The organism is Mucilaginibacter sp. P1_A3 (genome assembly GCF_056406855.1).
This window is the reverse complement of record NZ_JBFTZJ010000017.1, coordinates 124,090-147,839: the sequence shown is the minus strand read 5'-3', so window position 1 is coordinate 147,839 and position 23,750 is coordinate 124,090. Positions and strand designations below refer to the sequence as shown.

Below are 23,750 nucleotides of genomic sequence, written 5' to 3'. Positions count from 1 at the left end.
CTCATTCTAAAATTCTGTAAATTCTGATTCCGGCGCTTTACTTCAGCGAAGTCCCCAACTGCTCTACCCACATATTAAATAACCTGGTTTCAAACGCAACAGCTTTTTTGGCGTGCTTTTCCCAGTCGGGCGAGAATTTGTGCAGTTGGTTCAGCATTTCTTCCAGGTGGCCTTCTTCCTCCAGGATGATTGATTTTACATTCACTTTGCTGCCAGCTTCGTCAAGGGCGGCCTGGTAAATAGGGTAAAGTTCATCAGCACGTACTTCAATGGCGTAAGTTACCAGCAGGTAGGCGGCAAAGCGAAGTTCGGCACCGGTAAGGTTTAATTCGGTTTTAAGGTACCGGCAAACATCAATATCCAACTGGTTTAAATAATATTTGCTTGAACCGGGGGCCAGCAGGTATTCGGCAGCGTAGGTTGGTAATTCAACTCCCGTTTTTTCCAGCTGCTTTTTTAAATAGAAGGCATGGCGATGCTCCTCGGCAGCATGTTTCAGGATGATATAAGTCACCGTCAGCGGATCTTCGCTTGCCGAGATCTTGCGCGCACCGGTATTTTCCATCAGCGACAGCGTGTTTAACCACCGTGAGTGTAACTGATTATCGGCTATTATTTGAGGTAAAAGTTTATTTAACATCATGTTATAGTTCTTGAAGGGCCTGCTCTATTTTATTGTAAACATACTGCAGTTCACCGTCGGTAATGCAATATGGGGGTAAAATGTAAATTACGTTGCCCAGCGGGCGCAGTATAATACCGGCAGCTAAAAAGTAATGATATAGTTTATCGCGCAGCGAATTAAAATACGATGTATTATCCCCGGTTTCCCATTCCATAGCTAAAATGGTGCCTGTTTGCCTTACGGTTTTTATTTTAGGGTGATGTTTGATCTTGTTACCAAACTGAGCATGTGCAGCTACAATGCGTTGAATATTGGCTTCAGTATCCGGCTGCTGAAAAAGATCTAAACTTGCCAAAGCCGAAGCGCAGGCAATAGGGTTAGCTGTAAATGAATGCCCGTGAAACAAGGTTTTTAATCTATCATCCGATAAAAAAGCATCGTAAATCTGCATGGTGCAGGTTGTTAAACCCAGGGCCATTGTTCCGCCGGTTAAGCCTTTGGAAAAACACATAATATCGGGCTTGGTTTTCAGGTAATTACAGGCAAATGCCTTCCCTGTTCGGCCAAAGCCGGTAAATACCTCATCATCTATCATCAGCACACCCTCCTGTTTGCAGTGGGCCATTAGCTCATCCAGATACTCTGCTTCGTACATCAACATGCCGCTTGATCCTTGTACCAATGGCTCAAAAATAAAACAGGCTAATTCTGATTTCAGCTTGGAGATATGAGATTTAAGATCATCTATATTTTCCTTATTTGGCGTATCAATAAACTCTACCTCAAACAGCAGGCTATCAAAAGCTTTGGTAAACGCGCTGCGGCCGCTTACGGCCATAGCGCCAAAGGTATCGCCGTGATAAGCATTATTAAAGGCCAGTATTTTTGTACGCTGATCGCCTTTGTTTAGCCAATATTGCAGGCACATTTTAATGGCCACTTCAATAGCTGTTGAGCCATTATCTGAGTAAAATGCTTTTTGCTGATTATCGGGCAAAATTGCCAGTAAGCGCTCGGCCAGTTCAACGGCGCCTTCATGGGTAAAGCCAGCAAAAATTACATGCTCCAGTTTTTGCAATTGCTCGGCAACTTTTTTAGCGATGTAAGGATGCGCGTGCCCATGGATATTTACCCACCATGATGATACGGCATCTATATATTGTTTCCCCGTTTCATCAAACAACAAAGCCCCTTCGCCCCTCACAATAGGAATGGGCGGCGCGGCAGTTTTCATTTGGGTGTATGGGTGCCATATTATTCTTAAATCCCGTTCCTGTAAAGTCATAATTGTTCTCTTAATAATTCTACCACACGTTTATCAGCCGGGAAGGTTACATGTTCGGGATACAGATCGTCAAGTTTCACCCACCTAAAGGCCTGCAATACGTCACCCTCTCCATCAAAATCATACTCCACCGTTTTTATGGTGAAGTTAATAGGGCTGATACTTTTAACTTTATAATAAACACTGATTATTTGTGAGTTATTAAATGCCGAGAGCACATAAAAATCGGTTGTATAAAAGTGATCGATGATCTCTACCTGCAAATCGCATTCTTCTACAAACTCACGCTTTAATCCGTCTACTAAACCTTCTCCCAACTCCAATCCTCCACCGGGAAATTTGATAAAGCGCATACCGTACTCCTGCTCATCACTCACCAGCACCTCATTATTATCATTAATGAGCAAACCATAAACACGTACATTAAAATAACCTGCCATTACTCAAAGTGTTTTTTATTGCGTACAACAAGATCCAGGGTCCATTCAATAGTTTCTGTTTGCGGCTCTGAGCGTATAGGGCAATTGGGCATGCTGCAATAGTGGCAACAATTTGGTACGCAAGGATCTGTATGGATAAACAGTTCGGTTTTAATACCAACCTCCTGGTTAATCATCTTATCAACCAGCGATACTTCGGTATGCACTGTATTTAAATCAAAATAATTTGGTAGCGTAAGGTGGCAATCTATATGTAATTCGTTACCGTATTTCTGGGCGCGCAGGTTATGTACATCTATCCAGGCATCCCGGCGTTGATGGCCTAAAACTTTAACCACATCCCTCACCACCTGAAAATCGGCCTCATCCATTAATCCCGCTACCGATTTACGGATCAGCTTATAGCTGCTATATATAATATATAAGCCAACTAAAATAGATAAGGCGCTATCCAGCCATAGGATGCTGGTAAAATGAATCAGCATTAAACCAACTACCAAACCACTGCTGGTTACCATATCTGCAAGCAAATGGCGGCCATCAGCATCCAAAGTAATGGAATGCAGCGCCTTGCCTTTATGAATCATATAATAACCCAAAGCGCCGTTTACAACGCCGGTAGCGCCGATGATAGCCGCACCGATGAGCAGATCATGAATAATATTGGGATAAAATACGCTGTAGGCTGATTTAATGATAATGATAACGCCAGCAATGCCTATAAGGGCCCCCTCAATAAAAACCGAAAAATATTCAACCTTACCGTGCCCGTAGGGGTGGTTTTCATCTCGCGGCAGCGAAGAAAGGTAAATACTAAAAAAAGCGAAGGAGCTGGCTATTACATTAACTATGCTTTCGGCGGCATCTGTTAGTACAAAATTGGAGGCGGTTAAAAAGTAGGCGGCAAACTTTGCCATCATCAACACAATACCCGTTATCAACGAAATTAATATGATCCTTTTCTGTTCCTTCAAAGCAAATTGAATAAGGCGACAAATTTATAAATAACAAGCGTAAGTAGCAGTAAAGTTATTTTCTATATTTGCCGCGATAACATAATTTATATGAGCGCATTAAGTAACCGGATAAATAATCTGTCCGAATCACAAACGATTAAAATGGCCAAGATGGGCCGTGAACTTGCCGCAAAAGGCGTGGATGTGATCAGTCTTAGCTTTGGCGAGCCTGATTTTCATACCCCTGAACACATAAAGGAAGCTGCAAAGCAGGCCATGGATAAAAACTTTACCTACTACACCCCGGTAGCAGGTTATCCCGAACTGCGTAAGGCTGTTGTTGCCAAGTTAAAGAACGAAAACAATCTTGATTACGATGTTAGCCAGATAGTAGTTTCCACAGGTGCCAAGCAGGCTATTGCCAACGCGGTATTATGTTTGGTAAATCCGGGCGAAGAAGTGATCATCCCTACTCCTTACTGGGTATCATACAGTGAAGTTGTTAAGCTTGCCGAAGGCGTAAGTGTTTTCATCAACACTACTGTTGAACAAAACTTTAAAATTACTCCTGAGCAATTAGAAGCAGCCATTACGCCGAAAACTAAATTATTTATGTTTTCATCGCCATGTAACCCTACTGGCAGTGTTTACAGCAAAGATGAGTTGGAAGGCCTGGCCAAAGTGTTTGAAAAACATCCTCATGTTTATATCATGAGCGATGAGATTTATGAGCATATCAACTATATTGATAAACACGAATCAATAGCTCAGTTTGATTATATAAAAGATCGCGTGGTTATCATCAACGGATGGTCAAAAGCATTTGCCATGACCGGCTGGAGAATTGGTTACACCGCAAGCAATAAAGAGATTGCTACCGCCTGCGATAAAATGCAGGGACAGATAACCTCCGGAACCTGCTCTATCACCCAACGTGCCGGTATTGCCGCTTATGAAGGTGGTTTGGAATCAGTACTTGAAATGCGTGCCGCCTTTAAAAAACGCCGCGACATTGTGTATAAACTATTGAGCGAAATTGATGGTATTAAATTAAACCTGCCCGATGGCGCGTTTTACTTTTTCCCAAATGTTACCTCGTTCTTCGGTAAAAGCTATAATGGCAAAACAATTAAGGATGCTGATGAACTGAGCATTTTCCTGTTAGAGGAAGCTCATGTAGCCACCGTTGGCGGCGATTCATTTGGCGATCCTACTTCTATCCGGATCTCTTATGCTGCCGCTGAGGATAAACTGATTGAAGCTGTAAGAAGGATTAAAGAAGCGCTTGGGAAACTTTCTTAGATGTGCAGATTTTAAATGTGCAGGTGTGCAGATGAAAAAATCGAACAGATAAAATCCTGTTAATCCTTTAATCTGTTTAATCCAGGTTCAGATAATAACAACAAAGCCCCTCATCATCATGACGAGGGGCTTTGTTATTATTAGTGTTTTGGAATATTATAAACCGAAACCGTAAGCTATACGTAAACCTACCAGGCCGTAGTTATTACCCTGGCCAGAGAAGTTTTCATAACGTGCACCTACATCCCATGATTTGGTTGCATAACCTAAACCAGGAGAAAGAATAAGTTTGGTGTCTTTAGTACCACCGGCTACTGTAGGATGTACCTCAAATCCAGCACCCGCTTCGCCTGAAATATAAAAACCATCAGAAACAAAGGCTTTAATACCAGCCTTAACCGGGATCATCCCAAGTGACCTGCCTTTAAAAGATACGGTTGATGTACCTGTGCTGGTTGTTACAGATTGAGAATAAGTTTTACCAAAGAAATTATAATAACCCGAAGTAAGTGTTAATGCAACATTTTTATTTACACCATATTGCAAACGAGCGGTACCACCAAGTTCAAAATTCGATCCGTCATGGGCATTACCTGTTGGTATACCTGTCTCTAAACCTACACCAAAACGAAGCGCGTTAGCTGGAGTAGTTTGTGCTTTAACATTTGTTCCGATAAATATAGCTGCTGCTGTAAAAGCACTTGCTAAAATTTTTGTCATTGTTTTCATAGTTGTAATTTTTAGATTAACTCTACAATTTTTCCATTGTATTGATACCACCTTTACAAATACTTTGCCATTATGACAATATTTAACGCTTGTGAGATTGGCATGACCATTTGAATACCCTGTTTTGCATCCGTTATTTAAAGCAGGTTTTCAGCTTAAATATTGATTATCAATATTGTTTTTTGTATTAAAAGGATATTTATATACTATTTATTGAAACAAATTTAACATCAAATTAATGTACAGAAAAACAGAATCTACACAGTACAGAGAGTGTACGCAATTGAAGATTATTGTAGGATTTTGGCTAAAAATTATAAAATAAGGGTATCGAGATATGGGCTTATGGTTTGCCAAAAACAAAAAAAGAGAGGCTTTACCTCTCTTTTTTTGTTTTTATAAATTGATATTATAAGTGCGAATCATGTTTTGGATCAGCTTTGTAGTTTTTTTCCATCTCGGCCAGTTTATCTTTACCATAAGCAAATTTGGTAATTACATAATATAAAACAGGCACTATAAATATGGCAAGGGAGGTAGCTCCAAGCATACCGCCAAACACTGTCCACCCAATGGTTTTCCTGGCTTCGGCACCCGCTCCTGATGCTATCATTAATGGCACTACTCCCAATATAAATGCCATCGAGGTCATAATGATGGGGCGCAAACGCAGTCTTACCGCTTCAAGAGTAGCTTTTTCAAGGTTCATACCCTTATCTACACGTTCTTTGGCAAACTCCACTATCAAAATAGCATTCTTTGCCGCCAAACCAATCAACGTTATCAAACCTATCTGCGCGTATACGTTGTTGGTTAAATCGGGCCAGAATGTTAAGAACAGGATAGCTCCAAATGCTCCTAAAGGCACGGCAAGCAGTACTGAAAACGGAACCGACCAGCTTTCATACAGTGCGGCCAGGAAAAGGAATACAAAGCCTATGGAAAGGGCAAAAATGTAAACCGTTTTTGAGCCGGATAATAATTCCTCACGGCTAAGGCCAGAAAACTCATAACCAAAACCCTGTGGTAATGATTTTGCCGCAACCTCTTTCAAAGCTGTAATGGCATCACCGCTACTATAACCGGGTCTTGTGCTTCCATTGATCTCCGCCGACCTGAACAGGTTATAGTGGGCTATCAACGGGGAGTTTTCAATAACTTTATATGAAGTTAAGGTACTTAGCGGCACCATGGTACCAAATTGATTGCGCACAAAGTACTGCCCAATATTGCCGATGTTACTCCGGTAAGCGGTATCAGCCTGCGCAAGCACCCTAAAGTTTCGCCCGTAGATGGTAAAATCATTTATATAGGTACTCCCCATATAAGTTTGCAGTGCGCTGTTAACATCAGCTATAGAAACGCCTAATTTTTTAGCCTTCTCTCTATCAATAGTTAACTGGTAAGCTGGTGTACTCGCGGTAAAAAAGGTGAATGCTCTGGCAATTTCGGGCCGTTTATTAATCTCGCCTACAAACGTTTTCAGTGTTTTTTCAAAAACCTTTATATCGCCTCCCGCTTGTTTTTCTTCTAATATAAACGAAAAACCACCGGTGCTGCCTAAACCAGGTATAGCAGGCGGTTGAATTACAATAACATTAGCCTCTTTAAACCGGGCCAGTTTTTTTGTAAGCTTGGCCACAAGAGCAGTTATTTGTTGCGATTTTTCTTTACGCTCATCCCAGGGTTTAAGCTGAACAAACATGGTAGCACTATTGGCCTTACTGGCAAAACTGATGGCGTTCAACCCGCCTAATGCCGCGTAATGTGCAATTTCTGGAACGCTATCCAGGGTTTTCATCATCTGGTGCAGCACATCAACCGTTCTTACCGTTGATGACGCTTCGGGCAGATCATAGGTGATATAAACACGGCCATCATCCTCCAGCGGAATAAACCCTGATGGTTTACCCCTGAATAAAAGGATAGTACCTATGATAATGACCACCAGTATAATAACGATGAACTTTGAATTTTTTATACCTAAATCAACTGTTTTACGGTACCTGCCGGTTAGGCGGGTAAACCACTCATTAAACACAAAGAAGAATTTGTTGAGTCCTTTTGATTTTTCATCAATTTTATGCGGGCGAAGCAGTAATGTACACAGTGCAGGCGTTAGTGAAAGCGCCACAAAAGCCGAGATCAATACAGATATAGCAATGGTGATAGCAAATTGCTGGTAAAGACGCCCAACTATACCGGGCACAAACCCTACCGGCACAAACACCGCGGCTAATATTAATGCAATGGCAATTACCGGCGCCGATATATCGCGCATGGCGTGTTCCGTGGCTTCACGCGGAGTCATGCCCTCCTCATCCATATAATGCTGTACAGCCTCAACAACCACAATGGCATCATCAACCACAATACCAATGGCCAGTACAAAACCAAATAGCGTAAGCGTATTAATAGTAAAATGGAGTGGGATAAAGAATATAAATGTACCGATAATAGAAACCGGAATGGCTAAAACCGGGATTAGTGTAGAACGCCAGTTTTGTAGAAACAAAAATACCACCACAATAACCAACCCTAATGCTATAACGAGTGTATCAACCACCTCGCTCACGGATACCTTTACAACTGTTACCGCTTCAAAAGGCACTACATAATCAATATCAGCCGGGAAGCTTTTCTTAAGTTCCTCCATAGTGGCATATACATTTTCGGCAGTTTCAAGCGAGTTACTGTTTGGCGCCTGGTATACCAATAAGTAAGAGGCCCTTTTTCCATCAACAAATGAATTACCAGAGTAATTGAATTTACCCAATTCAATACGTGCAACATCTTTTAAATGTACAATTGCACCTGTACTTGGCACCGTTTTCACTATCACATTGCCAAACTCTTCGGGTTTGCTTAAGCGGCCTTTTACCAGTACAGAATATTCAAAGGTTTGCGCTTTTTGCTGGGGTGTGGCGCCAACTGTACCAGGGGCTACCTGGGCGTTTTGCTCTGCCAATGCCGCGGTAACATCACCGGCGGTCATCCCCAACGATGCCAGCTTATCAGGGTTAAGCCATATACGCATACTAAAATCATCGGCTCGGGTAACTACGTCGCCCACCCCTTTGGTACGTAATATGGCATCCTTTATAAAAACGTTGGTATAGTTATCAGTAAAAGTAACATCGTGGCTGCCTTTAGGCGCGTACATGGCCACCAGCATTAATATACTGGGGTTACGTTTACGCACAATCATACCTAAACGCTGCACCTCCTGCGGTAAAGTTGGCAATGCAATACCCACACGGTTTTGCACATCAAGCGCTGCTATATTAATATCGGTACCTACATCAAAGTTCACAGTCATGCTCATTTGGCCGTTACTGCTACTATTACTTTGCAAATAGGTCATTCCCGGCACACCGTTTACCTGCACTTCTACGGGGGTTGCAACAGTTTGCTCCACCGTTAATGCATCGGCACCGGTATAGGTACCGGTAACAGATACTGTTGGCGGAGTAATATCAGGATATTGCCCAATAGGTAAGCTGGTCATTGACAGTATACCCACAATTACAATCACTATGGAGATCACTATTGCGGTAACCGGTCGTCGTATAAAAGTATCTGCGATCATTCTTTTTTAAATTAAGTTTTTCGGGAATTGCCCCCGCTACTCGCTTAAATTCTCTTTTTTTATAACAAACTTATTTTTTAGGTGCAGCGCCTTGCGGTGGCGCGCCAGAACCAAGAGTTATTTTACCCCCATCGCGCAAACGTTGAAAACCATCGGTCACCACCTTGTCGCCAGCGTTAATACCATTCATAACAACAATATCAGTATTAACACGTGGACCAAGCTTTACCTTTATCTGTTTGGCAATGGTATCACGCCTGTCTTTTATAGTTTTATCCTGGGCGGTATCTTTAACTGTAGTATCCTTGGTCACAAAAACAAAAAACTCTCCCATTTGCTCAGTTACCGCCTTGTTAGGTATTTGTACTCTGTTACCAGACTGTTCGTTGAGCACCTGTAAAACGCAGCTCATACCATCCTTCAATACATCACCCTCATTTGGGAATTGGATCCTTACTTTAACACTTCCGGTTCCGCTGCTTACCCCCCTATCGATAGCTAAAACTTTACCTGTTTTATTGTAAGTAGTACCATCCGGCAACCGCAATTTAAAAGTGGTATCGCTACTTGTTTTTTGCAGGCCGTAAAAACGGTTGATGTCCTGCTCATTAATTACTACATCTACACCAATAGGGTGCTCGGCAGATATGGTGTTCATCAAAGTAGTACCCACAGCAACCTGTGTTCCCAGCCTTACCTGCGAAATCCCTATCCGGCCCGTGAACGGAGCCCTGATGGTGGCATAAGAAAGATCGGTAGCAGCCGAAGCAAGCCCCGCTTTGGCTACCGCTACCTGGCTTTTGTTGGTTTCATAAACCGCCGTAGCCTGGTCAACCGTTTGACGGGCAATAGCATCGTTTTTTAACAGCATATTATACCTGTCGATATCTTTTTGCGCTTTTATCAAATTGGCCTGGGCACTTAATACACTGGCCTGGGCCTGTTGGTAAGCTGCATCATATTTACGTTTATCAATTTCATAAAGCACCTTACCCTTTTCAACAACATCACCTTCCTTAAAAAAGATACCCGTTACAAAACCAGGAACCTGGCTGCGCAGTTCAACTGTATTGATGGATACAACTGTTCCCTGGTAACTGTCATAATATACCGCCTGGGCGGTTTTGGCTTCGGCAATTGCAACCGGTGTTGGTGGCAGTATGGCGCCCTTTTTCCCAGGTTTACCACATGACATCCATGTTAATAATACCGCGGGGGCCAACCAATATATATATTTGTGTTTCATTATAGTGATTTGTTTGTTTGAGTTCTTATTAAAAAAAGCGTGATCGTATAGCTATTGTACAGTTAATGTTCCCAATGATTTCTGCAGATCAATTTTACTGGCCAGCAGCTGGAACAAGGCATTATAATAGTTCAGTTCGGCAGTGCGCAGGTCTGATTGTGCTACAATAACATCAAGGTAAGTTTTAACACCTTCGCGGTATTGCAGACTTACTATTTTATATACATCCTTTGCCAGATCAACATTTTCCCTTACCAGCCTGTAACTGGTATAATTGCTTTTATAACTGGCCAAAGCCTGCACATATTCTGTATTGATACTGTTCCTGGTGTTTACTATATCCAGATCGGTACGCTCAACCTGTAACCTTGCTTTGGCTAAATTCTGAAGGCGCTTGCCACCCTGAAAAATGGGCAAACTTAAAGTAAGGCCTGCGTAGCCTGTTGGATAGGCATTACTATAAAGATTGTTAAAATCATGATTAAAGTATGCGTAATTATAACTGCCTACTGCTGATATCGAAGGCAAAAATCCGTAGCGGTAATAATTAATATTTAAATTTTTAAGTGCTTTTGAACTTTGCAGCAACCGATATTCGATGCGGTTATTTACATCCAGCGTTTGATTGGTATCGATAGAAGCTTCCTGTTCATACCGCGTTGAATCATATGCCAGTGTTAGTGGCTTTTCTCCACCAATACCCATGATCTGTTTTAAATAGGCCGTTTTACTTTTTATAGATTCTTCGGTTGCCTTGCGTGTAGCTAATGAATTATTCAGGGCGATGGTGGCTTGCTTATAATCTGTTTTGTCAGATACCCCAGCCTGGTACCGGTTGGTGGCATCCTTTAAGCTGCGTTGTAACCGGGTGATATCCTCGTTGGTTATGTCAAGTTGTTTTTGCGATAACAAAACATCAAAAAAAGCTTTGCTCACATCTGATATAACCGATATCTGCGTGCTCAGTGTGTTCTCCCTATAATACTCGCGCGAGTATCTGGATGCTTTTGAAGCCAGGAATACATCATTATTATATAATACCTGCGATGCGGTAACACCCAGTGTTGAGAGGTTACGGATACTGCCACTGTTTGACGGAATGTTTGCACCAGATGCGCCTGCCTGCGGGTTACCCTTAAAATAGTAGTTATATATACCCGATGAGTTAAGCTGCGGAAGCCAACCTGATAGTCCTATCCTGATATCGCGCTCATTGATTTGCTCATCAATAGAAGCCTGCCGTACTGCTGGCTGATTGCGCAACGCGTAATCAACTGCCTGTTTAAGCGATACCGGCCCACCAATAGTATCAGCACCACCTTGCGCAAAAACCGGCAAATGTAAAATTAATGTTAAATTGATTACTGTTAAGAGGGATAGGTACTTTAGTTTTTTCATGCTGTAGAAAATAGATGTCAATGTAAACCGACATGAACTAAAAAACAAAATCGTTATAGTTTTATACAATTACACAGGGGACGTGCGAATATGTGATTAATATCAACAAAATATTGTGAACCACCAAAATATTACGTAAATTATATAAAAGCGTGGCAAAAACCTATGAATTTCTCGTTTTTACAAAAAAATGAAAATATTAGGTGCGAAATAAACAAAAAAATTAATTAATTTGCCATGTGATATGAGCACAGCTTTACCTGTTAGGTTAAACTAATGATAAGCTATTTTTAAAAAAATTACACTTACCGTATAAGTTATTTGCTTATTCATGGTATTTTTACGCAAAATTTAAGCAGAGTTAATACATGGTTAAAAAACTACATGGGAAGATCGCCGAGTTCCAGGTTGCAAATATGCTCCGGGAAAAGGGATTGTATCCTTATTTCAGGCCTATTGAGTCTGCTCAGGACACTGAAGTTTTAATAGATAACAAAAGAGTGTTAATGTTTGGTTCTAACTCCTACTTAGGCCTTACCAATCACCCTAAAATTAAGGAAGCTTCAAAAAAGGCAATTGATAAATACGGCACAGGATGTGCCGGATCGCGCTTTTTAAATGGTACGCTCGATATCCATATCGAGCTGGAGAACAGGCTTGCCAACTATGTTGGCAAAGAAGCCACCGTACTATTCAGCACTGGTTACCAGGTAAACCTGGGTGTACTATCATGCATTACCGGCCGTAATGATTATATCATTTTAGATGAGTATGATCATGCCTGTATCATTGATGGCAGCAGGCTTTCGTTTTCCAAAGTAATCAAATATGCTCACAACGATATGAATGATCTGCGACGCAAACTGGCCCTATTGCCAGAGGACGCTGTGAAAATCATTGCCGTTGATGGTATATTCAGCATGGAAGGTGATATTGTTAAACTACCGCAAATAGTTGCCCTTGCCGATCAGTTTGGTGCCAACATCATGATTGATGATGCACACAGCCTTGGTGTAATTGGTCACAAAGGTGCCGGTACAGCTTCGCACTTTAACCTTACAGATGATGTTGATCTTATTATGGGTACCTTTAGTAAATCACTGGCATCATTAGGTGGCTTTATTGCCAGCGATAAGGATACTATTGATTACATCAAGCACCGTGCAAGATCACTGATGTTTAGCGCAAGTATGCCGCCGGGATCTGTTGCCAGCGTTATTGCAGCATTGGATATTGTTGAAACGGAGCCGGAAAGAATCCAGAAACTTTGGGATAATACCAATTATGCCATGAAATTGTTACTGGATGAAGGTTTTGACCTTGGCCCTACTGAAAGCCCGATACTACCTATTTACGTACGTGATAACGAAAAAACTTTCCTTGTAACCAAGCAATTACAGGCCGATGGTGTTTTTGTTAACCCGGTAGTTTCACCTGCGGTTCCTTCAGATTCATCATTACTGCGTTTCTCATTAATGGCAACTCATACATTTGCACAAATTGATGAAGCCGTTGAAAAACTTGCAAAAGCATTTAAAGAAGTAGGCGTTACTTCTGTTAAAGAAAAAATATAATAATCTAATAAAATGTCCGTGTGTATATTTGGCTGCTGTTTAACAAAACAAGCCTATACACACGGACTTTTACGTTCATATAGCCCAAGGGCATTCAATTAGTATACACTACTACTCATGATAAAAATTGTAACGGTTAGTTCAAAAAGCGAATTGGCCTCCTTTATTGATTTTCCGCATGATTTGTATGAGGGCGACCCAAATTACGTTCCCGAGCTGTTCATAGCCCAGCGCGATTTGTTAACCAAACACCCTTTTCATAAGCACAATAAAGTACAGCCTCTTTTGGCGTACCGCGATGGTAAGATAGTTGGCAGGATAGCCGCCATCCTTAACAACGCGCACAACCAATACAATAAAAAGAACGATGGCTTTTTTGGTTTTTTTGATTGTGTAGATGATACTGAAGTTTCAAACCTGCTGTTTGATGTGGTTACGGGCTGGCTTAAAGATAAAGGTGTTACCGGCAAATTATTAGGCCCGGTAAACTTTAGCACCAATGAACCCTGTGGCTTACTGATACAAGGTTTTGATAGCCCTCCGTTTTTAATGCAAACCTACAACAAGCCCTATTATGCTAAGCTGATAGAAAGCTATGGTTTGGATAAAGATGTCGACCTGATTGCCTGGCATTGGGATGGGCAGGCTTATGACGATAAATCGGTAAGGTTGTTAAACTCCCTGGAGGAACGCTTAAAACGCAATAACATTATCATCCGCAAGGTTAGCCTTAAAAATTTTAAAGAAGAAACCATTAAACTGCGCGAAGTATACAACTCGGCCTGGGATCAAAATACAGGCTTTGTGCCATTAACAGATGATGAGTTTGATTACCTGGCCAAAGATCTTAAACTGATCCTCGACCCCGATTTCGCATTGGTTGCCGAGCAGGATGGCAAGATAGTTGCCTTTGGTTTAGCACTGCCAAACTATAACGAGATCTTTCAAAAAATAAAACGCGGCCGCTTATTGCCAACAGGTATTTTCAAATTACTATTTGGCAAAAAAAGCATCCAAAGCATTCGCATTTATGCCTTGGGTGTGGTAGATGGTTACCGTAAAATGGGTATCGAAGCTTGTTTATATGGCACCATTATTCGCGAGTACAAAGCTAAAGGCTTTAAGCATGCCGAAGCCGGATGGACTTTGGAACATAATGAAATGGTGAACCGCGCAATTGAAGCTATTAAAGGCGATCCGTACAAAAAATACAGGTTATATCAGAAAGCGATATGAGGGAACGGGTTTTAATAACCGGGGCAAGCGGGTTTGCAGGATTTCACATTATTGAGGAAGCGTTACAAAACAACCTTGAAGTGTATGCCGCGGTGCGCAAGAGCAGCAAGACAGATCATTTAAAACATTTCGACATCAAGTTTATAAATCTTGATTACAACGATCTTTCAGTTCTAAAACAACAATTAACCGATATAAAGCCCGATTATATAATTCATGCGGCGGGTGTTACGGCGGCCAAATCCGAGGCAGCGTACAACCACATTAATGCCACTCATACCTTCAACCTGGCATCGGCAGCCACACAGGCAGATATTAATCTAAAAAAATTCGTACTCATCAGCAGCCTTGCTGCACTTGGCCCGCTTAAAACATTGGTGGGTACCATTAGTGAAAACATAAAGCCCAATCCGGTAACCGCTTACGGCCGCAGCAAGCTATTAGCCGAAGAACAACTTAAAACCGTACAAAACTTAAGTTATACCATTTTACGCCCTACCGCCATTTATGGCCCGCGGGATACTGGCATATTCATATTTTTTAAGCAGCTTACCCGTGGCCTTGAACCTTACATGGGCAGTGCCGAGCAAAAGCTCACCTTTATATATGTTAAAGATGTTGCAAAAGCAGCCATAAAATCATTGTATGACTGGAATGTTACAGCATATAATTTAAGCGATGGCAATTTTTACAGCAAATATGAGTTAGCTAATTTAGCAAAGGAAGCGCTGAGCTTAAAAACCTTCAAATTTCATTTGCCTGTAATATTTATAAAAATAATAGCGTTGGTATCAGAAAAAGTAAGTTATTTGACCAATAAAGCTGCTATCTTAAATTCAGAAAAGCTAAACGAGCTTATGGCCGTAAACTGGTCTGTTGATATTGAAAAGGCAAAATCAGAACTTGGGTTCTATCCTGCCTATAACTTAAAGAAGGGCTTAACTGAAACGCTGAAATGGTATAGAGCCAATGACTGGCTGTAGCACCGTAATTAAATAATCATTACAAAAAAGAATATTTTAAATTGACAAAAACAGAAACTAAAATCATTTACTTAAACGTTTAAGTAACTTTAAAATCAAGCACTTAGCATAAACTAACACAGTTTGTATTTCATATTAAAACGAGCAAGAAAAACCGGTAAAGCCCAGTAGCGGCTTGGCCACCAAACAACAATTAAAACAATAAATAATTACAATGAAAATCAAAATTTCTCCTGCCGAAGGCAAGCTGGGTATACTTATCCCTGGTTTAGGCGCAGTAGCCACCACATTGATTGCCGGCGTTGAAGCTGTAAAAAAAGGCATCTCGCAGCCAATTGGTTCCCTTACACAAATGGGGCACATCCGTTTAGGCAAAAGAACCGAAAACCGCAACCCTAAAATTAATGAGTTTGTTCCGCTTGCGCAATTAAACGATGTTGTTTTTGGCGGATGGGATGTTTATGAGGATAACGTTTTTGAAGCTGCATCAAACGCTAAAGTGCTTGATGCCTCTTTATTAAACGCCGTAAAAACTGAATTGGAAGCCATTGTGCCTATGAAGGCGGCATTTGACCATAACTACGCCAAAAACCTTATCGGCACCCATGTTAAAACCGGTACTCGTTATGAGCTTGCCCAACAGGTAATGGAGGACATTAAAAACTTCAAAGAAAAAAACGGACTTGACAGGGTTGTATTGATCTGGTGTGGATCAACAGAAATTTATTACGAAGCATCGGCTATCCACCAGTCACTTGCAGCTTTTGAACAAGCTTTAAAGGATGATGATAAACTGATAGCACCAAGTATGATATATGCTTATGCTGCTTTAAAATTAGGTGTACCTTTTTCAAACGGCGCCCCTAACTTAACAGTTGATATCCCGGCTTTAATTGAGCTATCTAAACTAACCAAAACCCCTATCGCCGGTAAAGATTTTAAAACCGGTCAAACTTTAATGAAAACAGTTTTAGCTCCCGGCTTAGCTGCACGTTCATTGGGTGTACGCGGATGGTTCTCTACCAACATCCTGGGTAACCGCGATGGCCTGGTATTGGATGATCCGGATAACTTTAAAACCAAAGAAGTATCAAAATTAGGTGTACTGGAAGATATTTTTAAACCAGAAGATAACCCGGAACTTTATGGTAACATTTACCACAAAATCCGTATCGACTACTACCCTCCGCATGGCGATAACAAAGAAAGCTGGGATAACATTGACATTTTTGGCTGGTTAGGTTACAAAATGCAAATCAAGATTAACTTTCTTTGCCGCGATTCAATCCTGGCCGCTCCTATAGCGCTTGACCTTGCTTTATTTAGCGACCTGGCAAAAAGAGCCGGACTGAGTGGCATACAGGAGTGGTTATCCTTCTACCTGAAATCGCCGCAAACTGCACCGGGCTTACATGCTGAAAATGATATATTTAAACAGCTGATTAAGTTAGAAAACACCCTTCGCTATTTAATGGGCGAGGATTTGATAACCCATCTTGGTTTAGATTACTATGATGATATGTTTGCCGAAGAGGCATAATAAAATACCATAAAACAAAAACAGCCGCATTGGGATTTATCACCTGGTGCGGCTGTTTTATTTAAACATACTTTTTAGTTAACAATATCCTTTAAGTTAAGCTGTTAATAATTGTTAAATTACAGCTGTCTATAGCTGTAAAACATATCATTTTACTTAAAATTGCACCCGAACTTAATAATCACATCTAAAAATCAACATTTTACGTAATTTGCATATATTACCTTCAACAAAAGTTATAATATAAATTAATTAGTATCGTTTGCGCATTAGTATAATTTAAAGGTAATTTATTTGAAGGTAAATGGCATTGCAACTGATGTAGGCAATATTTGACTTTTTGACCACATTAGTCTGTAGGGATTTTTTTTACCTTTGAAACGCGGTTACAGGCCATGTTTAAAGGTTGTAAAGGGTGCAGGAAACGTGCTAAAAAGCAGGTGAATCACCAGACAGATCGACTGGATAGAAAAGTGCTAAGCGATTGATCGATCTATAATTTTGGACTGATAATTTACAATATCAGCAATCAAAAGGGGTTTCAGTGTTCAGGTTGCTGGTTACTATTTATCAATCAAAAAAAGTTTGTATCTGCATAATTGCATAAAGTACATGGAGTTTAAAAAATTTTACAAAAGTTTATTCTTTTCAATATTTCTTTTATCTGCTACATCATTATTTGCCCAAACTACTATAATAACGGGAACGGTAACTGATGCAAGCAATAAACAAACCCTCCCATACGTAGTGGTTGGTTTTACCGGCACCACTACAGGTGTTACCACTGATAATAACGGTAAGTACCGCCTTTCAACAAACCAGCTTTCATACAAACAAATAAAAATATCGTTTTTAGGTTATAAAGATGCTTTTTTAGCAGTTGTACCCGGTAAAGAGCAAGTTATTAATGTAAAGCTATTCCCCTCGGCTCAGCAACTGAACGAGGTTAATATTAAAGCCGGCAAAAAGCCAAAATATCGTAACAAGGATAACCCCGCGGTTGAATTGATTCGTAAGGTTATAGAAAATAAAGAGAAAAACCGCCCCGAACACTACGACTATGTAGAGTATAGGGAATATGATAAAATGATGTTTGGGGCTGCCAATGTTTCGGCACAGTTTTCTGACCGTAAGTTTTTCAGAAAGTATAAATTCATTTTAGATAACCGGGACAGCACCTCTGTGCCCGGTAAATCGATACTCCCTATTTTCCTGAACGAGAAAATTTTGCAAAACTATTACCGCAAAAATCCCGAGAAAAACCGCGAGATAATTTTGGGCGAAAAAAATGTAAACTTTGGCCCGGCGGTTGATAACGCTGGTTTAGCGCAATATTTTAAACACCTTTACGGTAAGGTTGATATTTACGACAACAACGTTTTCCTGATTACAAGTCAATTTTTAAGCCCGATATCAAACAACTCCCCTAATTATTATAAGTTTTTTATCACTGATACAATTACTGATAGTAAAAACCAAAAACTGGTTCAATTAAGTTTTACGCCCCGCAATAGCAATGATGTATTATTTGAGGGAAGCATTTATATAACCCTTGATGGTAATTATGCAGTTCAAAAAGCTACTTTATTGGTAAATAAGCACATCAATATCAACTTCATCAGATCGATCCAGGTCGACCTTGATTTTGAACAAAACCCTGATGGCCGTTACCACCTAAGCAAGAGCAATACCACTGCCGATTTTGGCGCATCAAAAAAAGATGCTAAAAGCAGTTTATTTGGCATGCGTACCATAACCTTCGGTAATTACATAGTAAACAAGCCTCGCCCGGATACAGCATATACCAAGCAGTCAGAAGAAGCATCAGATGAAGCACGCAACCGGAGTGAAGCTTTCTGGGCACAAAATCGCCTGGATACTTTAACAACTGCCGAATCAAAGGTTTACAAAAACATCGACAGCTTAAAAAACATGCCATCCTTTAAGCGTACCGTTGATATTGCCACCCTGCTGCTTGCAGGCTACAAGGGCTTTGGTAAGTTTGAAATTGGCCCCGCAAATACTTTTTACAGCTTTAACCCTGTAGAGGGATTAAAATTGAGATTTGGTGGCCGTACAACGCCGGAATTGAGCAAACGTTATTACTTTGAAACGTATGCCGCTTACGGTTTTAAAGATCAACGCTGGAAATATTTCCTGAGCGGTACGTACTCTTTAAACAATAAATCAATTTACAAATTCCCTCAAAATTATATCAGGGCAAGCTTTCAGCGGGATACCAAAATTCCGGGGTTAAACCTGCAATTTGTTCAGGAAGACAATTTATTGCTATCATTTAAACGTGGTGTAAATGATAAATATCTGTACAATGATAACTACAAGATAGATTATGTACATGAGTTTGAAAGTCACTTTTCATATAGTGCCGGTTTCAACAGATGGACACAGGAACCTGCAGGCTCACTCTATTTTAACAATATTTTAAACGGACAGCCAAATTCGGTTCATGACCTTACCACCACGCAGTTTACTGCCGGGTTACGTTATGCACCGCATGAAGAATTTTACCAGGGAAAAATTTACCGTATCCCCATCCCAAATAAATACCCAACTTTTCAATTACAATATACTGCAGCTGTAAAGAGCTTGTTAGGCGGCGAGTACGGTTATCAAAAACTAGATGCACGTATTGATAAGCGTGTTTATGAATCACAGCTGGGCTATGCCGATGTTAATTTAAGCGGCGGTAAAACGTTTGGTTCGGTACCGTATCCATTATTAACTATTCACCAGGCCAACCAAACATATGCGTATGATATTGATTCATACAACTTAATGAACTTTTTGGAGTTTGCGAGTGATAAATACGCGAGCTTCAGGATAGATCAGCACTTTATGGGTTTCTTTTTTAATAAAGTCCCTTTGTTGAAAAAATTAAAGTGGCGCGAAGTATTTTCGGCAAAAGTTTTGTACGGTGGTTTAAGTGATCAAAACAATCCAAACCTACATCCGTCATTATATCAGTTTCCAATTGATGGCAATGGCGTTCCTATTACTTATACGCTTGGTAAAACACCTTACGTGGAAGGTAGCGTTGGTGTTGAAAATATATTTAAATTTATACGAATTGATTTTGTTAAGAGGTTAAATTATTTAGATCATCCGGATATTTCCTCATGGGGCTTCCGTGTAAGGATTAAATTTGATTTTTAATTTTGTAACATAAAACTATTACAAAGATGGAACAGAAAATATCGCTCAGAACAAACCTGCAATTAGGTATTTACAGGGTTATTGATCCCGTTGTAAAAATTCTGATCAAGGTTGGTTTAACACCAAACGCAGTTACATCAATTGGCTTTGTGTTAAACGTAGGCGTAGCCGCAATATTTATTTTAGGTGCCGAAGAAGGTAACCGTGGCGATTTGCGCTACGTGGGCTGGGCAGGTGGCTTAATACTGTTTGCAGGCTTATTTGATATGCTCGACGGGCAGGTAGCGCGTTTGGGTAATATGAAATCAACCTTTGGTGCCTTGTATGATTCTGTTCTTGATCGTTACAGTGAGCTCATCATGTTCCTGGGTATTTGTTATTATTTAGTTGCCCATCACTATTTTTTAAGTTCGATAGCGGCCTTTATTGCCTTAATAGGTTCCATGATGGTAAGCTACGTGAGGGCACGTGCCGAAGGTTTAGGCGTTGAGGTTAAAGGAGGTTTAATGCAAAGGCCAGAGCGTGTAGTCACCATTGGCCTATGTGCTGCGTTAAGCGGAATTGTAGCACAGTATATTGGCGGTAATTATAAGTTATTTGTTCCGGGCATCAAATTCCATGTATTTGAAACCATTTCGATATTTACCATTCCAATTGTTATACTGGCTGTATTAACCAACATTACCGCTTTTAACAGGCTTAGGGAAGCCAAAAGGGCTTTAATAAAACAAGAGGAAGAAGATAGGTTATAAGCTTTTAATAGGGCATAAGTTTAATAGTATCCATAAAGGTTCATCCGAAATTGCGATTTTGGAGCACACTCAAGACTTAGCACTTCAGGCTTCAGAGCTGAGCAAAATATCATATCTTCGCGACAATTAAATAATGGCGTTTACTTTAGGTAAATGTTTATTAAAATTTAACCGGATAAATGATTAGTTCCGGCTAATACATTCAACTAAAAAATAAAATAACAGGCAGACAAATCATTAAACATTTTAAACCTGATATGCTATGAAAAAGAATTATGTATCAAACTCACAAGAGTCTGTGAGGATGTTTAAAAGCGACTTTTTAGAGGGTTTATCAAAGGTGCATTATACTGTACCCCTGTATATTTTTGTGCCCGTTATTATATACTCAACATACCTTTCTTTTGACAAGGGTATTGATGTATTAACATACGTTGCACTATTTATTTTAGGTTTATTTGTGTGGACCATTACGGAGTACATTATGCACCGTTTTGTATTCCATCTTAAACCAAACGAAAACTGGGATTGGGCAAAAAGACTGCATTTTATCATGCACGGTGTGCATCATGATTACCCCAGCGATGCCAAACGCCTGGTATTGCCCCCATCGCTAAGTATCCCTTTAGCTACAGGTTTTTACTTTTTATTTAAGGCGATATTGCCTGTAAACCATGTTTTCGGCTTTTTCCCTGGTTTTATATTAGGCTACCTGTTTTATGATATATCGCACTACGCTATGCATCACTTTAACTTTAAAAGCGGCTTATTTAAAAAAATTAAACAGCACCACATGTTACATCATTACCAGGATCCCGATAGGGGTTACGGTGTAAGCTCACCACTGTGGGATAAAATATTCCGTTCAGGATTCTTAAAAAAATAAGGTGAATAACACGGCACACACTGGTGTAACAATCAATACCAAAACTGTACTTGTTGTTTCGCTGATTTCATTAGGTTATTTAATACTCTCCTACTTTTTAATAGGCTATAAAACCGATGAATTGGTATTGGTTTTAATATTTAATTCCCTTTTTTACGCTTCGGCAGTTACCCGCAAGTTTATCCTTGGCTTTAGTATATTCATTGTATACTGGATCATATTTGATTATATGAAAGCCTTTCCAAACTACAAGTTTAACGCTGTACACATTGCCGATATTTACAATTTCGAGAAGCATTTATTTGGCATTCAATACAAAGGCAACCTGTTAACACCTAACGAATACTGGCGGGTAAATGGCAATACATTTATTGATGTGGCTGCAGGCATATTTTATTTATGCTGGATTCCGGTACCGCTTGCTTTTGCAGCCTTCCTGTTTTTTAAAAACAAAAGGCAGTTTCTTAAATTCTCGCTTACGTTTGTACTGGTAAATTTATTGGGCTTTGTTATATATTATACTTTCCCGGCTGCTCCGCCATGGTATGTGCAATATCACGGTTTGCTTTTTCATCCACTAACACAAGGCAATACTGCCGGCCTGGCAAAGTTTGATGCTTATTTTAACGCGGGTATATTTAAATCTATCTACGCTAAAGGCTCAAATGTTTTTGCGGCAATGCCATCCTTACATTCATCATACCCGGTAATTGTTTTATATTATGGCATTAAAAACCGCCTGGGCATTGTCAATGTTTTCTTTGCAATTGTAATGCTTGGTATTTGGTTTACCGCGGTATATGCAAGTCATCATTATGTGCTTGATGTATTAGCGGGTATCATCTGCGCCAGCGTCGGTATTACGCTGTTCAATTTCATACTTTCAAGGTTTAAGCCACTACAGCATTTCATAAGCCGGTACGAGCAGGTGATTGTTTAGTACTGCTATTGAGTAATAACTGTACTGTTTACTATACTACTTGTAACGCGCAATTGAAGCAGAGTAATTGCACTTTATAATCCTGGCCCTGCATTTACTTTCTAAAAACCGCCGTTTCCACCCCGTATTCGTCATTTCTATCCACCGTGTATTATTTAGTACAAAGTATTTGATAAAACAGGCACACTATTTGACTATTCAATATTCAAAATATATTGGTATTCGATAGCCCCTATATGAAAAAACTTTTTACCTGTCTCATATTCATCCTTTTAGCCGGATCAAAATCATCTGCATCTGCGAGTGACCTTGATAGTTTGAAACAAAAACTACAACTCACCAGCGATTCGTTAAAAGGACCTATATACACCCAGATAGCTGCCCAATATTTAAATTATGATACTGTTTTAAACAGGCACGTAAGGTATTATTACCAGGGCGAAGCTTTAAACTATACCATGCTGGCGCTGCATAGCTATTCACGCTTTAATGATACATTAGGCTTACGTACATGTTATAATAACCTGTCGAAAATTTACCGTTCGCAACGCAAATACAGCCAGGCTAAATGGTTTATTTTGCAATCAAATACCATATCGCGATTAAAGAACGATGTACCTAATATAATTGCCTCGTTAATTGAACTATCGGCTATAAAAACCGACATTAAGGACTATACTCTGGCCATGCGCGATTTGAATGAAGCCCTTAAACTTGCAGTTAAAAATATTGATCCCAAAAATGAATCGACCGTACAGGTAGGTTATGCGGCTTTGTACCGGCATATGAAAGATTATGAAAAAGCCACTATCGCGATAAAAAGGCATGAGTTTTTGGATGATAGCATCTTACACAAGGCCGAGGAAGACCGTCTTGCACTTATAAATAAAAAGGACTCGGTACAGATAAAAAAACAAGATTCAATTATCGTCAAAAAAAAAGTATATACCTCGACTTACAGAAGAGGGCCCAAACTCAGCTCGGCAAGGCATACAGTCTCGTTATAACGCTCATTACCGCCCTTGCCCTAATGGCCATAGCTGTTATGGTTTATTACTGGCGACGTAAAAAACGCAGTCACTGGCGCCTCCGGCT

General features: G+C 40.2%; 18 protein-coding genes. 10 read left to right on the top strand and 8 right to left on the bottom strand.

All coding sequences use genetic code 11. The features are described from left to right. Nucleotides 1–37: 37 nt before the first annotated feature. From AC1D0K_RS29190 to AC1D0K_RS29175, 4 genes are read right to left on the bottom strand one after another with little or no spacing between them, the layout of a single operon-like run. Nucleotides 38–643, bottom strand: a complete 606-nt coding sequence (locus AC1D0K_RS29190; RefSeq protein WP_477396410.1) for a hypothetical protein — start codon at nt 641–643, stop codon at nt 38–40. A gap of 1 nt (nt 644) precedes the next feature. Next, nucleotides 645–1,910, bottom strand: coding sequence for an adenosylmethionine--8-amino-7-oxononanoate transaminase (gene bioA, locus AC1D0K_RS29185; RefSeq protein WP_477396412.1), 1,266 nt, complete (start codon nt 1,908–1,910; stop codon nt 645–647). Continuing rightward, nucleotides 1,907–2,350: an NUDIX domain-containing protein gene (locus AC1D0K_RS29180; protein ID WP_477396414.1), complete on the bottom strand. Its 444-nt coding sequence runs from the start codon at nt 2,348–2,350 to the stop codon at nt 1,907–1,909. Before AC1D0K_RS29180 ends, bioA begins: the two co-directional genes overlap by 4 nt. Continuing rightward, the gene (locus tag AC1D0K_RS29175; protein ID WP_477396416.1) at nt 2,350–3,324 is read right to left on the bottom strand and encodes a cation diffusion facilitator family transporter; all 975 of its coding nucleotides are present in this window, start codon (nt 3,322–3,324) and stop codon (nt 2,350–2,352) included. The genes AC1D0K_RS29180 and AC1D0K_RS29175 overlap by 1 nt, the downstream gene beginning before the upstream one ends. Nucleotides 3,325–3,414: 90 nt before the next feature. Between AC1D0K_RS29175 and AC1D0K_RS29170 the strand changes: the two genes are divergently transcribed. Next, a complete protein-coding gene (locus tag AC1D0K_RS29170; RefSeq protein ID WP_477396418.1) occupies nt 3,415–4,608 on the top strand; it encodes a pyridoxal phosphate-dependent aminotransferase in 1,194 nt (397 codons plus the stop codon). 156 nt (nt 4,609–4,764) lie between these two features. Here the strand turns inward: AC1D0K_RS29170 and AC1D0K_RS29165 are convergent, their stop codons facing one another. The 4 genes from AC1D0K_RS29165 to AC1D0K_RS29150 form a co-directional block, all read right to left on the bottom strand. Continuing rightward, nucleotides 4,765–5,337, bottom strand: coding sequence for a hypothetical protein (locus AC1D0K_RS29165; protein ID WP_295712393.1), 573 nt, complete (start codon nt 5,335–5,337; stop codon nt 4,765–4,767). 409 nt (nt 5,338–5,746) lie between these two features. Further along, a complete protein-coding gene (locus AC1D0K_RS29160; RefSeq protein ID WP_295712390.1) occupies nt 5,747–8,926 on the bottom strand; it encodes an efflux RND transporter permease subunit in 3,180 nt (1,059 codons plus the stop codon). Nucleotides 8,927–8,996: 70 nt separating this feature from the next. Next, nucleotides 8,997–10,172, bottom strand: coding sequence for an efflux RND transporter periplasmic adaptor subunit (locus tag AC1D0K_RS29155; protein WP_477399488.1), 1,176 nt, complete (start codon nt 10,170–10,172; stop codon nt 8,997–8,999). A gap of 51 nt (nt 10,173–10,223) precedes the next feature. Continuing rightward, the gene (locus tag AC1D0K_RS29150) at nt 10,224–11,570 is read right to left on the bottom strand and encodes a TolC family protein (RefSeq protein WP_477399490.1); all 1,347 of its coding nucleotides are present in this window, start codon (nt 11,568–11,570) and stop codon (nt 10,224–10,226) included. A gap of 368 nt (nt 11,571–11,938) precedes the next feature. On the opposite strand from AC1D0K_RS29150, the gene spt reads away from it, so the two are divergent. The 9 genes from spt (at nt 11,939) to AC1D0K_RS29105 (ending at nt 23,662) form a co-directional block, all read left to right on the top strand. Then, complete coding sequence (gene spt, locus AC1D0K_RS29145) at nt 11,939–13,144, top strand: serine palmitoyltransferase (RefSeq protein WP_295712383.1); 1,206 nt, start codon at nt 11,939–11,941, stop codon at nt 13,142–13,144. 117 nt (nt 13,145–13,261) lie between these two features. Then, nucleotides 13,262–14,380 carry a GNAT family N-acetyltransferase gene (locus AC1D0K_RS29140; RefSeq protein WP_295712380.1) on the top strand — a complete coding sequence of 373 codons (1,119 nt, stop codon included), beginning with the start codon at nt 13,262–13,264 and terminating at the stop codon, nt 14,378–14,380. Then, the gene (locus AC1D0K_RS29135) at nt 14,377–15,363 is read left to right on the top strand and encodes an NAD-dependent epimerase/dehydratase family protein (RefSeq protein ID WP_477398915.1); all 987 of its coding nucleotides are present in this window, start codon (nt 14,377–14,379) and stop codon (nt 15,361–15,363) included. The genes AC1D0K_RS29140 and AC1D0K_RS29135 overlap by 4 nt, the downstream gene beginning before the upstream one ends. 214 nt (nt 15,364–15,577) lie before the next feature. Beyond that, nucleotides 15,578–16,903 carry an inositol-3-phosphate synthase gene (locus AC1D0K_RS29130; protein ID WP_477398917.1) on the top strand — a complete coding sequence of 442 codons (1,326 nt, stop codon included), beginning with the start codon at nt 15,578–15,580 and terminating at the stop codon, nt 16,901–16,903. 612 nt (nt 16,904–17,515) lie between these two features. Next, nucleotides 17,516–20,077 (top strand): DUF5686 family protein, encoded by a 2,562-nt coding sequence (locus tag AC1D0K_RS29125; RefSeq protein ID WP_477398919.1) that lies wholly within the window; start codon nt 17,516–17,518, stop codon nt 20,075–20,077. Nucleotides 20,078–20,103: 26 nt separating this feature from the next. After that, nucleotides 20,104–20,829: a CDP-alcohol phosphatidyltransferase family protein gene (locus AC1D0K_RS29120; protein ID WP_295712371.1), complete on the top strand. Its 726-nt coding sequence runs from the start codon at nt 20,104–20,106 to the stop codon at nt 20,827–20,829. A 262-nt stretch (nt 20,830–21,091) separates the two neighbouring features. Then, entirely contained in the window at nt 21,092–21,715 is a 624-nt protein-coding gene (locus AC1D0K_RS29115; protein ID WP_477443519.1) for a sterol desaturase family protein, read from the top strand. Between the two features lies 1 nt (nt 21,716). After that, a complete protein-coding gene (locus tag AC1D0K_RS29110; RefSeq protein ID WP_477443521.1) occupies nt 21,717–22,655 on the top strand; it encodes a phosphatase PAP2 family protein in 939 nt (312 codons plus the stop codon). 236 nt (nt 22,656–22,891) lie between these two features. After that, nucleotides 22,892–23,662 carry a hypothetical protein gene (locus AC1D0K_RS29105; protein ID WP_477443523.1) on the top strand — a complete coding sequence of 257 codons (771 nt, stop codon included), beginning with the start codon at nt 22,892–22,894 and terminating at the stop codon, nt 23,660–23,662. The last annotated feature ends 88 nt before the right edge of the window (nt 23,663–23,750 follow it).

Coding starts and splice junctions, on each gene's coding strand:
- AC1D0K_RS29190 (WP_477396410.1), bottom strand. CDS start 643: ATGATGTTAAATAAACTTTTACCTCAAATAATAGCCGATAATCAGTTA.
- bioA (WP_477396412.1), bottom strand. CDS start 1,910: ATGACTTTACAGGAACGGGATTTAAGAATAATATGGCACCCATACACC.
- AC1D0K_RS29180 (WP_477396414.1), bottom strand. CDS start 2,350: ATGGCAGGTTATTTTAATGTACGTGTTTATGGTTTGCTCATTAATGAT.
- AC1D0K_RS29170 (WP_477396418.1), top strand. CDS start 3,415: ATGAGCGCATTAAGTAACCGGATAAATAATCTGTCCGAATCACAAACG.
- AC1D0K_RS29165 (WP_295712393.1), bottom strand. CDS start 5,337: ATGAAAACAATGACAAAAATTTTAGCAAGTGCTTTTACAGCAGCAGCT.
- AC1D0K_RS29160 (WP_295712390.1), bottom strand. CDS start 8,926: ATGATCGCAGATACTTTTATACGACGACCGGTTACCGCAATAGTGATC.
- AC1D0K_RS29155 (WP_477399488.1), bottom strand. CDS start 10,172: ATGAAACACAAATATATATATTGGTTGGCCCCCGCGGTATTATTAACA.
- AC1D0K_RS29150 (WP_477399490.1), bottom strand. CDS start 11,570: ATGAAAAAACTAAAGTACCTATCCCTCTTAACAGTAATCAATTTAACA.
- spt (WP_295712383.1), top strand. CDS start 11,939: ATGGTTAAAAAACTACATGGGAAGATCGCCGAGTTCCAGGTTGCAAAT.
- AC1D0K_RS29140 (WP_295712380.1), top strand. CDS start 13,262: ATGATAAAAATTGTAACGGTTAGTTCAAAAAGCGAATTGGCCTCCTTT.
- AC1D0K_RS29135 (WP_477398915.1), top strand. CDS start 14,377: ATGAGGGAACGGGTTTTAATAACCGGGGCAAGCGGGTTTGCAGGATTT.
- AC1D0K_RS29130 (WP_477398917.1), top strand. CDS start 15,578: ATGAAAATCAAAATTTCTCCTGCCGAAGGCAAGCTGGGTATACTTATC.
- AC1D0K_RS29125 (WP_477398919.1), top strand. CDS start 17,516: ATGGAGTTTAAAAAATTTTACAAAAGTTTATTCTTTTCAATATTTCTT.
- AC1D0K_RS29120 (WP_295712371.1), top strand. CDS start 20,104: ATGGAACAGAAAATATCGCTCAGAACAAACCTGCAATTAGGTATTTAC.
- AC1D0K_RS29115 (WP_477443519.1), top strand. CDS start 21,092: ATGAAAAAGAATTATGTATCAAACTCACAAGAGTCTGTGAGGATGTTT.
- AC1D0K_RS29105 (WP_477443523.1), top strand. CDS start 22,892: ATGAAAAAACTTTTTACCTGTCTCATATTCATCCTTTTAGCCGGATCA.